Source organism: Hymenobacter convexus, from assembly GCF_030580955.1.
Classification (GTDB): Bacteria; Bacteroidota; Bacteroidia; order Cytophagales; family Hymenobacteraceae; genus Hymenobacter.
Window position 1 is genome coordinate 46,731 of record NZ_JAUQON010000005.1, and the last position, 13,282, is coordinate 60,012.

The 13,282-nt window shown below is 62.4% G+C and carries 14 protein-coding genes; 5 read left to right on the plus strand and 9 right to left on the minus strand.

All coding sequences use genetic code 11. The features are described 5' to 3' along the window. Positions 1 to 65: 65 nt before the first annotated feature. The 3 genes from Q4S41_RS11870 (at position 66) to Q4S41_RS11880 (ending at position 2,688) form a co-directional block, all read left to right on the plus strand. Positions 66 to 698, plus strand: a complete 633-nt coding sequence (locus Q4S41_RS11870) for a NeuD/PglB/VioB family sugar acetyltransferase (RefSeq protein WP_305031340.1) — start codon at positions 66 to 68, stop codon at positions 696 to 698. 93 nt (positions 699 to 791) lie between these two features. Beyond that, positions 792 to 1,736, plus strand: a complete 945-nt coding sequence (gene trhO, locus Q4S41_RS11875) for an oxygen-dependent tRNA uridine(34) hydroxylase TrhO (protein WP_305031341.1) — start codon at positions 792 to 794, stop codon at positions 1,734 to 1,736. Positions 1,737 to 1,818: 82 nt separating this feature from the next. Next, the gene (locus tag Q4S41_RS11880) at positions 1,819 to 2,688 is read left to right on the plus strand and encodes a nucleoside phosphorylase (protein WP_305031342.1); all 870 of its coding nucleotides are present in this window, start codon (positions 1,819 to 1,821) and stop codon (positions 2,686 to 2,688) included. Positions 2,689 to 2,830: 142 nt separating this feature from the next. Here the strand turns inward: Q4S41_RS11880 and Q4S41_RS11885 are convergent, their stop codons facing one another. Then, positions 2,831 to 3,136, minus strand: coding sequence for a hypothetical protein (locus Q4S41_RS11885; protein ID WP_305031343.1), 306 nt, complete (start codon positions 3,134 to 3,136; stop codon positions 2,831 to 2,833). 100 nt (positions 3,137 to 3,236) lie between these two features. Beyond that, the gene (locus Q4S41_RS11890) at positions 3,237 to 4,250 is read right to left on the minus strand and encodes an acyl-CoA reductase (protein ID WP_305031344.1); all 1,014 of its coding nucleotides are present in this window, start codon (positions 4,248 to 4,250) and stop codon (positions 3,237 to 3,239) included. A gap of 196 nt (positions 4,251 to 4,446) precedes the next feature. On the opposite strand from Q4S41_RS11890, the gene Q4S41_RS11895 reads away from it, so the two are divergent. After that, positions 4,447 to 4,797, plus strand: coding sequence for a 4Fe-4S dicluster domain-containing protein (locus Q4S41_RS11895; protein ID WP_196288402.1), 351 nt, complete (start codon positions 4,447 to 4,449; stop codon positions 4,795 to 4,797). Between the two features lie 58 nt (positions 4,798 to 4,855). Here the strand turns inward: Q4S41_RS11895 and Q4S41_RS11900 are convergent, their stop codons facing one another. Beyond that, on the minus strand, positions 4,856 to 5,338 hold the full coding sequence (locus tag Q4S41_RS11900) for a hypothetical protein (protein WP_305031345.1): 483 nt from the start codon (positions 5,336 to 5,338) through the stop codon (positions 4,856 to 4,858). 425 nt (positions 5,339 to 5,763) lie between these two features. On the opposite strand from Q4S41_RS11900, the gene Q4S41_RS11905 reads away from it, so the two are divergent. Continuing rightward, the gene (locus tag Q4S41_RS11905; protein WP_305031346.1) at positions 5,764 to 7,416 is read left to right on the plus strand and encodes a vWA domain-containing protein; all 1,653 of its coding nucleotides are present in this window, start codon (positions 5,764 to 5,766) and stop codon (positions 7,414 to 7,416) included. Between the two features lie 376 nt (positions 7,417 to 7,792). Here Q4S41_RS11905 and Q4S41_RS11910 read toward each other — a convergent pair whose 3' ends face one another. The 6 genes from Q4S41_RS11910 to Q4S41_RS11935 all read right to left on the minus strand — a co-directional run bounded on the left by Q4S41_RS11910 (position 7,793) and on the right by Q4S41_RS11935 (position 13,239). Continuing rightward, on the minus strand, positions 7,793 to 8,116 hold the full coding sequence (locus tag Q4S41_RS11910; protein WP_305031347.1) for a hypothetical protein: 324 nt from the start codon (positions 8,114 to 8,116) through the stop codon (positions 7,793 to 7,795). A 51-nt stretch (positions 8,117 to 8,167) separates the two neighbouring features. Then, the gene (locus tag Q4S41_RS11915) at positions 8,168 to 8,488 is read right to left on the minus strand and encodes a hypothetical protein (RefSeq protein ID WP_305031348.1); all 321 of its coding nucleotides are present in this window, start codon (positions 8,486 to 8,488) and stop codon (positions 8,168 to 8,170) included. Further along, positions 8,431 to 9,597 carry a phage integrase SAM-like domain-containing protein gene (locus Q4S41_RS11920; protein WP_305031349.1) on the minus strand — a complete coding sequence of 389 codons (1,167 nt, stop codon included), beginning with the start codon at positions 9,595 to 9,597 and terminating at the stop codon, positions 8,431 to 8,433. The genes Q4S41_RS11915 and Q4S41_RS11920 overlap by 58 nt, the downstream gene beginning before the upstream one ends. A 70-nt stretch (positions 9,598 to 9,667) precedes the next feature. After that, positions 9,668 to 10,135 (minus strand): hypothetical protein, encoded by a 468-nt coding sequence (locus Q4S41_RS11925; protein ID WP_305031350.1) that lies wholly within the window; start codon positions 10,133 to 10,135, stop codon positions 9,668 to 9,670. A gap of 78 nt (positions 10,136 to 10,213) precedes the next feature. Then, the gene (locus Q4S41_RS11930; protein WP_305031351.1) at positions 10,214 to 10,942 is read right to left on the minus strand and encodes a porin family protein; all 729 of its coding nucleotides are present in this window, start codon (positions 10,940 to 10,942) and stop codon (positions 10,214 to 10,216) included. 206 nt (positions 10,943 to 11,148) lie between these two features. Further along, complete coding sequence (locus Q4S41_RS11935) at positions 11,149 to 13,239, minus strand: zinc-dependent metalloprotease (protein WP_305031352.1); 2,091 nt, start codon at positions 13,237 to 13,239, stop codon at positions 11,149 to 11,151. Positions 13,240 to 13,282: the final 43 nt, after the last annotated feature.

Sequence of the window (13,282 nt, forward strand, 5' to 3'; positions counted from 1 at the left end):
TGCACCATGGCGTTGCCGCGGCCGGACATTTTTCCCCGCCCCGTGCCACGCCTGCCTCTCCCTAAATGGAAAATCCCGTTATCATTCTTGGTGCCCAAACCGTGGGCACTGCCGCCCTCGATGCCTTTCTATCCAACGACGTGGTAGTGTACTGCCTGCTCGACGACGATAAAAAACTGCAGGGCACCGAACTGCTCGATGTGCCCGTGATGGGCAACACTGACGACGGCGAGTTGCTGAAGCTGCTGGGCAAAAAGTGCGAAGTATTTGTGGCCACCGAGGACACCGCCAGCCGCCGCAGCCTCACCGAAATGCTACGCAACGAGTACGAAGCAGTGCCCGTGAATGCCATTCACGAGCGCGCCAGCGTCTCAAACCACGCCACCCTGGGCCACGGCAACTACGTGGGCCCCAACGCCGTGGTAGCCGCTACCGCTACGCTTGGCGACGGTTGCCTGGTGGGCGCCAACGCCGTGGTGGAATCCCGCGCTTCGGTGGGCAGCTTTGCCCAATTGGGCAGCGGCGCCCTGCTGGGGGCCGATGTGCAGGTGGGCGAGCTGGCCTTCATTGGCGCGGGCGCCGTGGTGGTGGCCGGCGTGAAAATCGGCGACAAGGCCCGGGTTGGCGCGGGCTCGGTGGTAGTGGCCGATGTACCCAACGGCCAAACTGTATTTGGCAACCCGGCTGTGAAAGTTTAACTTTTAGTTGTCAGTTGCTCGTTGTCAGTTGTTAGTATTTCGATTAGGATACGCTTCAACTGACAGACAACTGACAACGAACAACTGACAACTATGAGCTACCAAGTTCTTCTTTATTACTGCTATACGCCCCTCGAAAACCCCGAGCAATTCCGCGACGAGCACCATCGCCTGTGCCTGGAGCTTGACTTACGCGGGCGCATCATTGTAGCGGCCGAGGGGCTGAATGGCACGGTATCGGGCACCGTGGAAAGCTGTGCCGCTTACATGGCCGCCGTGAAAGCCGACCCGCGCTTCGATGCGTTGGAGTTTAAGGTGGACGAGGTGGCCGCGCACACTTTCCAGAAGCTGCACGTGCGGGTGAAGCCCGAAATTGTGCACAGCAGCCTGCGCCACGTGCGGCCCCACGAAAAAACCGGCCAGCACCTTTCGCCCGAAGAGTTTAAGGCGTTGAAGGACCGCGACGACGTGGTGGTGGTCGACGTGCGTTCGGACTACGAGTATAACCTCGGCCGCTTCAAAAACGCCGTGACGCTGGACATTGAGAACTTCCGCGACTTCCCGGAGCGGGTGGAGCGGCTGAAAGAATTCAAGGACAAAAAAATCCTGACTTACTGCACCGGCGGCGTGAAGTGCGAGAAAGCCAGCGCCTTTCTGCTGGAGCAGGGTTTCGAAAACGTGTACCAGCTGCACGGCGGCATCATAAAGTACGGCATTGAGGCCGGGGGCGAGGATTTCGACGGCCAGTGCTACGTGTTCGACAACCGCGTGGCCGTGGACGTGAACCGCGTGAATCCGACTGTCATTTCGCGCTGCCAGCACTGCCAGGCGCCCAGCAACCGCCTCATCAACTGCGCCAACCCGCACTGCAATGCCCATCTGCCGCTGTGCGAGGCCTGCGGCGAAAAGCTGCAGGGCGCCTGCTCCGACGCCTGCGCCGTCCACCCCGACAAGCGCGTCTACGACGGCACCGGCGCCTACCCCAAGCTCAGCAACCACTACAACCCGGCGCAGGGCTTGGCCTCCTACAAAGCGTGAAGTAAGCATCCGCTTGCCGTTCTTTGAGCCCCCGATTCCCACCACCAATTCTTCCCGGCAAGCGCAGGCTTCCTACTCCACTATGATTCCCAACTCCGAGCTCATCCTGAACCCCGACGGCAGCATTTATCACCTCAACCTGCTGCCCGACCACATTTCCGACACCATCCTCACCGTGGGCGACCCCGGCCGGGTGGCCCAGGTGAGCCGGCATTTCGACTCGGTGGAGTTTGAAACCACGCATCGCGAATTCGTGACGCACGTGGGCTACTACCGCGGCAAACGCATCACGGTGCTCAGCACCGGCATGGGCACCGACAACATCGACATCGTGATGAACGAGCTGGATGCGCTGGTGAACATCGACTTCATGGCCCGCACCGTGCGCCCCGTTGAGGAGCGCATGAGCCTGCGCATCATCCGGCTGGGCACCAGCGGCAGCCTGCAGGCCGACGTGCCGATTGGCGCGATGCTGGCCACCGAGCACGCCGTGGGCCTCGACAGCCTGATGCAGTTCTACCCGCTGATGGAAACCGGCCTCGAAACCGAAATTGCCACCGAACTGCAGCGCACCCTGGGCCTGCCCTTCGCGCCCTACGTGGTGCGCGGCTCCGATATCCTGCGTGAGCAGTTCGGTGCTGGCATGGTGATGGGCAATACGCTCACCTGTCCCGGTTTCTACGGCCCGCAAGGCCGCCGCCTGCGCCTCGACCTGCGCACGCCCGACTACATTTCGCGCCTCCAAAATTTCCGCCACCAGAGCGCCGAGGGCGAATTCCGCCTCAGCAACTTCGAAATGGAAACGGCCGGCTACTACTCGCTGGGCCGTCTGCTGGGCCACGAGGTGCTTTCGCTGAACGCCATCGTGGCCAACCGCGCTACCGGCGAATTCGCGGAGAATGCCGGCGCCGTGGTCGATGCCATGATTGAGCAGACACTGCAGCGGCTGTAGGTTGAGGCTGGTTCCTAGGGGAAAAAAGAACCTCATGCTGAGCTTGTCGAAGCATCTCTACCGCACAACGCAATTATTAACTCGCGCGGTAGAGATGCTTCGACAAGCTCAGCATGAGGTTTTTCATTAGAGGGCTTTATACCTAATAAAAATCAAACCCCAACACCGCTCGCAATGGGAGCGAGGCCCCCGATTTCAGCGTAAGGTGGTCGGCGTCGGCGGCCCACACGGTGGTGGCTACGCGCTTGGTTTCGCCGTCGGCAGTTTGGAAGTAGATGTCGAGCTTGCCGTGGTAGGCATTGCCGAGGGTTACGGCGCGGTCAGCATCAGCGCGTCGGCGCTGGCGGGCGGCTTCGTCGGAGAGTACGTCTTCAGGGGCGAAGTGCAGGGTGCCGATAATTTCTTTCTCAACAAGCTCAACGGTGGGGGCAGTGGGGATAAACGACATGGTAAGAGCAAAAAAAGGTGGGTATTCGAAATCGGGTGCTTTCGAATACCCACCTAAACGTTGTTTTAACCGCAACCGTCTAATTTTTTGGCGGAAAATTCTAAGGCAATTCAGCCAGAAATTCCATGGTGTCCACGCGGTCAGCGTATTCGCTCACGCCGGGCTGCTGGGCCTGCCCAAATGGCAAACTGCCCGCAAACCGCGCCCCGGCCGACACCACGCACTGCGTTTGGGCGGCGATGTCGGTGAGCTGGTCGACGAGGTCGATTTCGCTGCTGTACGCGGCGTAAAACACCACCGAAATGGGCGAAACCAATCCCTCGCTGGGCCGAATTAGGAAGAAGCCGTTGTCGAAATGCGGCTCCCGGTTCACCAGCAGGATGCTCTTGTTGTAGTCGTAGTTGTTGTTGTATTTGTGGTGGTGCAGCACGTTTTCGAAGGGCTGCAGGGCATCCATAAGCGGCACAAAATCATAGCCGGTGGGCACGTACAGCTTGCTTACATTGCGGCAGCCCAGGCCATAGTACTGGAAAATATCGGGCCCCAGCCGGGCCAGTTCCTCGGCGCTTTCCTGGCCCGTGAGCACGGCCACGCTGGTACGGTTGCGGCGGATGAGGTGGGGCTTTTTGCCAAAGTAATATTCAAAGTAGCGGGCCGTATTATCGGAGCCGGTGGCGATGAAAGCGTCGGCCGCATTAAGGCGCGGCAACACCTGAATGAACTCGCGAAAGCGTGGTTCCAGCTTCGTCAGCTCCTCCAGCAGCCAGAGCATCAGCACGGTATCATCGGCGCTGAGCTTGGCCAGCAGCACGTGGCCGCTGAGGAGCACACACAGCACATCGTGGAAGCCCACCATGGGGATATTGCCGGCCATCACCACCCCGATTTTGTGCACGGTGGTGGGCTCCGAGGGGTAGCGGCCGGCCCAGCGGCGCAAAGGTTCTTCGGCCAGCAGGTGCGCGATGCCGGCCACGGCGGCCGTCACGTTGGGCCGGTCGAACCAGGCGTTTTGGTTGCGGGCGCGGGCCGCCAGCGACGTAAGCTCGTCGGCGGAGATGGAAGCGAGGTGGTGGCCCAGGGCCACAAAAGCGGCCAGTCGTTCGGAATGATTCATGAAGAAGAAATGGCAACCCGGCGGCGCATTGGGGCCGAAAGGCAGGAATTGACCGCAAAATTGGGCGAAACCGTGCAAAGCCCGCCGTCGTTGGTTAATTTTGTTGGGCCAAAGACCGGCGCGGGCCGCCCATTTTACGTAAAGCCTGCCCGAACCGCTTTGGTTTCCCCATCACTTCCAGACCCCCCGACGCCCCATGGCCATCATGATAACCGACGAGTGCATCAACTGTGGTGCCTGCGAGCCGGAATGCCCCAACAACGCGATTTACGAAGGCGGCGCCCAGTGGCGCTGGGCCGATGGCACCACGCTAAAAGAAGTGACCACCGCCGACGGCGCCACGGTATCGGGCACCGCTCCCCAAACGCCGGTTTCGGATGAGTACTACTACATTGTGTCGGACAAATGCACCGAGTGCGTGGGCTTCCACGAGGAGCCGCAGTGCGCCGCCGTGTGCCCCGTCGACTGCTGCGTGGATGACCCCGACATGCGCGAAACCCGCGAGCGCCTGCTTGAGAAGAAAGAGTGGCTGCACATCGCCGCCTAACCTGTTGGCTCTCCTACAAAAAAAAGGCCGCTTCGTTCGAAGCGGCCTTTTTTTGTGCTTATTGAGCGGCGGCGGGGGCCGTTTGCGGGGTCAGCTTTACCCCGGTGTAAAGCTGCGGGTTGTCGACGGTAGCAATGGGTTCGATGCTCCAGCGCTTGTCGTAGCGGCTCACGTTGGCCAGCTTCAGCAGCGTTTCGTAGTTCGACGTGTGACCGGATTTGGGCTTCACAAAAAAGCTGTTGACCCGTAGCGTCGCGGGGTCGTAGCTCACATCCAGCCCCGTGGAGTCGTGCCAATAAGTATTCACGGTTTCGGAAGTGCCGGAAGTACCGTTTTGCGACATGGTATTCTGGTCGGGCCGAATGCCCTGGCCGGCCAGGGGTCGGGCAATTTCATTGGCGTTCAGCCCCAGCAGGGCCGGCACATCGAAGGCTCGGTTCACGGTGGTGGTGCTCGTGGTGGCCGGCGTTTCGGTCGCCGGCTGGTCGGCGGTGGCGCAGCCCAGCAAAAAAGCCAGCGGAAGGAGAGGGGAGTAGCGCATAGTCTGGAATAGTTAATGTAGAGCTTCTATATACGGGAAAGATAGATTTGTTGTCGTGTTTTGGCGTTGGAGTTTGAGCCGGATGGTTAGATTCCATCGATTGAAATGAGTTGGAAGACAGAAGGAATAGAGAGCGGAGCCAGACCTCAGGCGGCGGCGCTGTTCACGCGCTGGGCCCGGCTAGTTATTCGATGGGTTACCTTGGTCCAGGTGCTGGTATATAGGGTACAGGCAGCGCTGCCTGGGTTTTCCTCCTCCGGACCCGGCCTATTGCGGCCGGCCGGGCCTGTCGGACTGCCGCTGCGTTTCGTCGCGAAGAAACGTGCGCCCCAGCCCGCCCCCCTGCAAAGTCGCGACTTGCGGCGGGGCGCAGCACAGGCCCCGCCCGTCGGAGGGCCCTTTCATCCCCCTTATTTTCTTTCCTCATGAAGCTCAACCGCTTGCTGCCCCTGTGGGGGCTGCTGGGGGGCGCGTGCCTATTGCCCGCCTGCCAGCAATATTCAACCGAAAAGATGGAGGCAACCGACGTCACCAGACGCGCCGCCGTACCACCTGCCCCGGATGCGGACCTCGCGGAAGCGCCCGCAACCCCCGACCCCAGGGCTGCCGACTCAACCTTCGGAAACCGAGAGAACTACGCGGTGCTCCACGAAAATCCTTTTCTGGCTGCCGCGCGCAACCCGCTCAGCACCTTTGCCATCGATGTCGACCGGGCTTCCTACGCCAATGTGCGCCGCTTTCTGACCCAAAACCGCCAGCTGCCCCCGCCCGACGCCGTACGGCTGGAGGAACTTATCAACTATTTCCCCTACAACTACCCCCAGCCGCGCACCGGCCCCGCCTCGTTGAACGCCGAAGTGGCCGCCTGCCCCTGGAACCCCGCCCACCAGCTGGTGTTGGTAGGCGTGCAGGGCAAGCAAGTCGCCACCGAAAACCTGCCGCCGGCCAATATGGTGTTTCTGCTCGACGTGTCGGGCTCTATGAACGACCCGGACAAGCTGCCGCTCCTGAAGGAATCGTTGCGGCTGCTGGTGCGCGAGTCGCTACGGCCCCAGGACTACGTGGCCCTTGTGGTGTATGCCGGGGCCGCCGGCGTGGTACTGCCGCCGACCTCAGGCGCCGAGCCCGAAACCATCCTGCGCGCCCTCGATGGACTGGAGGCGGGGGGCTCTACGGCCGGCGGTGAAGGCCTGCGCCTGGCCTACCAGCTGGCCCGGCAGCATCAGCGCCCTGGCGGCAACAACCGCATTATTCTGGCCACCGATGGCGATTTTAACGTGGGCGAGCAGAGCGATGCCGACATGGAGCGGCTCATCACGAAGGAGCGGGAATCGGGCGTGTTTCTGTCGGTGCTGGGCTTCGGGGCCGGCAACCTGCAGGACAGTAAAATGGAGCTGCTGGCCGACAAGGGCAACGGCAACTACGCCTACATCGACCAACTCAGCGAGGCCCGGCGCGTGCTGGTGCAGCAGTTCGGCGGCACGCTTTTCACCCTGGCCAAAGACGTGAAAGTTCAGGTCGAATTCAACCCCGCCCTGGTGCGCGAATACCGACTGCTGGGCTACGAAAACCGCCTCCTGGCCGCCGAGGACTTCAACGACGACCGCAAAGACGCCGGCGAACTGGGCACCGGCCAACAGGTGACGGCCCTCTACGAAGTGGTGCCCGTGGGCGCGCCTGCCACCGGTACCTCTTCCGTTGACGCCCTAAAATACCAGGTCCCCGCCCGTGCCGCGTCTGCCAGCCCCGAACTGCTCACCGTGAAGCTGCGCTACCAGGAGCCGCAAGGCAGCGCCAGCCAACTGCTCACGCTGCCCGTGCGCGGCGTCCGGCTGGGCGAACCAATAGCGCAGGCTTCCGAAAACCTGCGCTGGGCTGCCGCAGTGGCACAGTTTGGGCTGCTGTTACGGGGCTCTCGCTACGCCGGCGCGGCCACCTGGGCCAGCACCAACGAGCTGGCGCGCACCACCGGCGGGCCGGATGTGGATGGGGGCCGTGCTGAATTCCGCGCGCTGGTACAACAGGCCGCCGCATTGGGTAGGGAAAATTATCAGCAACCCGGGTCGGCGGGGGAGTAAGGCTAGGAAGTTGTCCCTACTTGCTGAAGCAGGTCTTTTCCTAATGGCAGTTTAGTCAAAACCTGCCATTTGGGCATCGTGCAGTGGCACAGGTAACTGTGTAAAAAGAATGTCGACCATTCTGTGCGTGCAGAAAACAGCGAGACTAAAATGTCACTTTTTGTTTGAGCAATAAAAAAGGCCATTTCCTCCTTGGAAATGGCCTTTTTAGCAAATGTTAGCGGTCTGGACGGGACGTCTAGTCGCATAACGTGGCTTGTTCACGCTTGATAAAACGGGCCTGATTGGCTGGAATCGCCGGTTTGCGTGGTGAGCTGTGGCAGCGGTAGGCGAGATTGCGCACGCCCGTGCCACAGGTTTTTGCCACAGAACGGGCTTATTTGAGCTTTCTCAGCAGTGTATAGGAATAGGCGGGATAGGCTAGGGTATTCTCAACCAATTCGTAGCCCTGGGCTTCAAGGCTGGCTATTTTGCCCAGGACGGGCGTCAGGTTACGAACGCTGGTCTTGCCGTTGGGCTTGGCTTCACTTATTTCAAACTTCTCCGCCCCCGTTGTAACGTACAACTGGCCGTCCTGGTAAATAATAGACACGTATTCGTATTGCTTGGGCTCAGCCGGCGCTTTGGCTGCGAGGATGCCGCCAGTGATGAGCAGGGCCAGGAGCAGGACGAGGAGTTTGGGAGCGTGTGTGGTGAACATGGAATCAAGGGGGATAAGTAGAGCCGCAATTAAGTGCCAAAACGGCCAGCCTCAAGCAGCATCCGACACTGCCCCCGGCGCTTGCTTCCCCACCGTGCGGGCCGTTTTGCGGAAGGAGGCCAGTGGCTCCTCCTCGACCACGCCCAGGTAGCGGTTGAAGCTGGCCTCGGTCTGGTGGCCGGTGGCCTGCATGACCTGGGCCCGGGGCACGCCCTGGGCAATTTTGAGCGTAACGAAGGTTTTGCGGCCCACCTTGCTCGTGAGCTTGAAGCGGGTGAGGCCGGCCAGGTGCTGCACGTGGGGCAGGTAGTCGCTCAGGCCGAAGACGACGGGCAGGCAGGTGGGCAGGTGCAGCGGGGCATACTTCTCCACGAGGGCCACCGGGCGAAATACATCGTCGTCGAAAAAGGGGATGAAGCAGTCCTTGCGGGTTTTGGTGGCCTTGAGCCGGATGAGCTGGCCGTGAATCTGGCGGGGGCTGAGCGTGTCGGCGTCGGAGATGCGCAGGCCCAAGTAGCAGCAGAGCAGCACCTTGTCGCGGGCGCGCTGTCGCGGGCGCGCTCGAGCAGGCGCAGGCGCTCGGCCACGCGCAGCGGGTCGGCCTGGCTCACGCGCATGCCCTCCTTGGCAGGTGCCTGGGCCTGCAGGGCGGGGTCGAGGGCCTCGAACTGCTGCTGCACGTAGGCGCGGGCCTCGGCGGTGGCAAAGTCCACGGCGGCCAGGCGCAGCGGCTCATCTTGGGTGAGGGCGTCGGCGCCGATGTACTCGTCGGGGGCCTCGAACTTGCGGTACTTGCGGTTGACGGGCAGCTCCCGGTCCTCGGCCCAGGCCAGGAAGGACTTGAGGTGGCGCACGTGCTTGCCGAAGGTGTTGGCCGAGTGGCCCCATTTGCCCTCGTAGAAGAACTCGCGGAAGCGGGCGTACCAGGCGTGGTCGAGGGCGGCAAAGTTCAGCGGCTGGTCGCGGGCGGCGAAGTCGGCCAGCACGTCGCGCGTGTTGGCCAGGCTGTCGAGGTAGGTCTTGCTCAGGCCCTGGCCGGTTTTGTGGCTGGTTTTGCGGGTCTGCTCGCCCAGCCACTGGTCGTAGTAGTCGAGCAGGGTGGGCGCGGGGGCTTCGAGCTGAGGCAGGGGCGGTACGTCGGGCGCTTCGGCCGCGGCCTTCTGGCCGGCGGCGAGCAGGGCGTAGCGGCGGCTGATTTCGGCGCTCATCTGGGCCTTGTCCAGCTTCTGGCGGGTGTTCTCGGCGGCGTGGTAGGCGGCCTGCGCGGCCTGGGTGTAGCGCTCGAGCACGAGGTTGGTCTCGGCGGCAAAGTTGCCGGGCGCGGGCTTGACTTCCTCGCGCTTGGCGTTCCAGTGCCTGGGGTCGCACTTTTCGCCCGAGCCCCGGCGCAGGCGCAGCCCGTCCCAGCAGAAGGTGAGCTGGATGGGGGCCAGGCCTTTTTTAGTCAGGGCATCGAGCCGCAGCTGGCGGGTGATTTCCATAGGCGGGCAAGGTAGCAAGGCTGCTGGCAAAACTGTAATTCACCGCGTGGCCGCGACCTGGGCGCGGTGGTCAGGGGTGAACGCGGCTGAAGACGCCGCCGGTGAGGATGGGCGCCGCGGTGCCCGGGTTGGGGTACTTGGTGCCGCTGGAGAAGGTACCGGAGAAGGTGCCGTCGCTGTGCGAAGTCAGGGTGTAGGCATCCGCGTTGTAGAGGGTACTGATAGCGCCGTTGTTGAGCAACTGTAGCTGGGAGAGGGCGTAGTCCGAGGTGGGCTGCGCGACGGATTTGGTGTAAATCAGGCGGAGCACCTCCTTGCCGGCCGGCGGCTGGGGCGTAGTCGCCAGGTCGAAGGTCAGGTTATCGTTCCCCAGGCTGCTGTAAAAGCCCCCGGTTGCCGTGCAGCTTACCTTTCGCCCGTCACTCACATAGCTGCCGGTGTTGGCGATGGACTGGGGGTCGTCTTTTTTGGAGCAGCCCAGGGTGCTGAGCAACAGCCCGGTGGCGAAGGAAAGGATGGTAAGCAGACGTGGTTTCATAGCGAGTAGATAAGGGTGATGGCCCCCGCCAGTCAGCAGCAGACGGGGCTTTTAGCAGACGGGTACTTCTTGCCCAAGTTACCCCTGTTTGCCAAACAGGTAGGTGAGCGAGCCCTGGAAAGCCCGGTTGTAATGCACCGGATTGCTGCTTGTCACCCCGTTGTACGAATAGCCGACGGCCAGCGAGCGCAGGCTCAGGCTGTAGTTCGCCTGGAGCAGCAGGCTCCGGTAGCGGTAGCCCAGGCCCGCCTGCAGGCCGACGTCGAAGCGCTGGGCGTGGTAGGCGAAATCAGCGGCGGTGCCGCTGATGGGGGTAATGGCCCCTCCGTAGGTGAGCGGCTCACTGCCATCCCGGGGCGTCTCGGTGGTTTCGTAGCGGCCGCCCAGCAGCACGCCGAGGTAGGGGCCGGCAAAGACCTGGGCCCCTTGCCCGTCGCTTCCCTGGGTGTAAGCGAAGGAGAGGGGGATGGTCAGGTAATGAAGTCGGTTGCGGAACTCGGCGTCAACTGTGCCCATCGAGACGTTATTGCTCGTGCGGTAATCGGCGGTGTAGCGCTGCGTGAACCCTTTTTGGGAATAGAGCGCGGCCGCTTGCAGCGCGAAATGGCCTCTTCCCAGGTTGGCCGCCAGCCCGGCCTCGAAGCCCGGGCGGTAGCCGATGGTCCCAATAATTGGCTTAACCGGAAAGTGATAGGTGGCCACGTTCAGCCCCACGCGCGGGCCGATGCTGAACGAGGTTTGGGCCTGGGCCCGGGAGGCGAGCAGCACGGGAAGGCCGGCCAGCAGGAGAAAAGGAAGGCTTCGCATCGGGTAAAAAAGGAAGGTGTGACGTTAGGCCTTCTGAACGCAAAACGGCCGTAGGAATTGTAGGCGGGCAGGCTGTGGGCTATATGGGAGCGGTGCCGTCAGCGGCCAGGGCGTCGAAGCGGAGCTGGCGGGTGATTTTCATGGGAGATGATATTAAAACGGGCAGGCCGCAGCCTACCCGTTTTGCAATAAATCAGGCACCTGGCTTAGCGTGTGCTGATGCTGATTTGATAACGCTTCGCACGGGCTTTTCCACTCAATTCGACGATGTAAAGCCCTGGCTTCAGGTCGTCAAGCCGGATGGTGGGGCTTTCGCTCGTTACGCGGAAGGTTTTCACCACAAGCCCCATCGGTGTGTGGATTTGTCCGGCGGAGAAACCGGCGGCCAACGCTGATTTGAGAGTCACTTCCTGCGTAGCGGGGTTGGGATACAGCGTGACGGCGGGCGTGGAAGCGGGCGTGGAAGCGACCGGCGCGCTCCGGTTGGTGTATTCGGGGCGGCAGCCGGGGGGAGCGGCCGGGATGCTCACGTAATAAGTCGTTGTTTTGCCAGCGCCACATACGTTGCGGGGCGTAACCGTTACCTGCACGGTGGTGTCTGTGGCGTGGGCCCGAATCGTGGCCAGAAACTGCACGGGCGGCGGGGTGGGCCGGCCGGGGTCGGTTGGCATCACCGGCAACGTGGCGCGGTACCCGCCCGCTTGGAGAACGACGTCGTCGGTGCCGTTGGTGACGGGAATGTAAATGCCGAAGTAGCACGAATTGTCGTCTTCCTGGAACGCGTAAGGGGCATCGGGTGAATTGGCCGGGGGGCCGGTGTGCTGCTTGAGGATTTGGATGCTAGGCGGCGAGGTGTCGCCGTTAGCGTAGTTGGCCGTGACCAGTACGTGCTTTTCATAGTCGCCGTCGAAGAGGTTGACGGTGGCCATGGGGTTGGTCAAATCGGTCGTAATGACGCTTTGGGGGTCGTGGTTGTCCGCGAATTCGGCGTTGGCATCAACGGGTTCGAGCGTGAACGTGTAGCTCACAACGGCACTGGTGGCCGAGGCACAGGGCACGAGCGGCGTGGCGAGGATTTCGACTTTGTTCAGCCCGCAAAAGGAGGCGGTGGCCAAGCCCGTATTCGGGTCCCGAACCGTGCTGGTGGGCGTGGGATAAAACTGCGTGCGGTTGCTGTTCACCAGGCCAGCGCGTGCGCCGCCCGGCTGCAACAGGGCTTGCATGCGGTACGCTTGCCCGGCCGTGAAGAAGTTCTGGCAGTTGCCGGGCGTGTAGTCCATGTAGTTGGTGTACATGTCGTAGGTGAACTGGCCGTTGCAGTTTGACGTGCGCGCGGCGCAGGGCAGCTGCGCGATTTGGCGAATGCCGTTGGGGAAAGGGGTTTGGTTAGTATCGCCGTCGGGGTAGATGGTGCCTTCTACCGGGGGGGTGTCGCTGACGCGGTCGTCGGCACAGTTGTTGCCGGGACGAACGATGATTTCGCGGTCGCCAAAAATGTGGTGCAGGTTAAAATAGTGGCCCACTTCGTGGGTCGCGGCCCGGCCCTGGCTGGTGGGGTTGACGGTGGGGCCGAAATAGCGGTAGTCAATCACGACGCCGTCGTCGGACAAGCGGTTGCGGTGGCCCGGCAGGGTCGCAAAACCCTGCAGGGTGGCGTTGGGGCCGGCATCGAGCTCGCAGACCCAAATGTTGAGGTACCGGGTGGGGTCCCAGGCATTGGCGCCGCTGGGGGCGTATTTCATGCCCGTGGGCAAATAGCTGCCGTACACGAACGGGGCGCTGGAGGTTGGCACCCGCTCGATGCCCGTGCTGCAGTGCCCCTGGGGGTCGGCCCCGGCTAGGGTGAAGTGAATGAGCGTGTTGGCCGCCGCCGCCTGGTGCACGCTGGGGGTATTAGAGGCATCGGCGTTGTAGCGCAGGAAATCTTCGTTCAGTACGGCCAGCTGCTGGGCGATGGCCTGGTCGCTGACGGCGGTGTTCTGCGCCGCGATGGAAGCCTGGGAAGCGGTGCTGTAAACCACGTGCACCACCACCGGAATGTCGTAGGTATAGCCCGCGGCGGGCCGGGCCGCGGCGCCCCCGCGCTGCTTGGCGCTGGCCGCCTCGCGCGCGAGCTGGGCACGCACGTACTCCTGCGTTTGGCGCTCGACCTGGTCGAGGAAGGTGCGCTGCTCGGCAGGCAGGTCGGTGAAGCGGGTGCCGCAGGGCGCCATGGGCGGCGCTGTTTGGGCGGCGGCGGGCGAAAGGCCGAGCAGGAGTAATGCTCCACCTAGAAATAGGGGTAAGTTTGTTTGCATGCGATAAATGTGGAAAAGGAACCGGTGGCTGCGAAGGACGTGC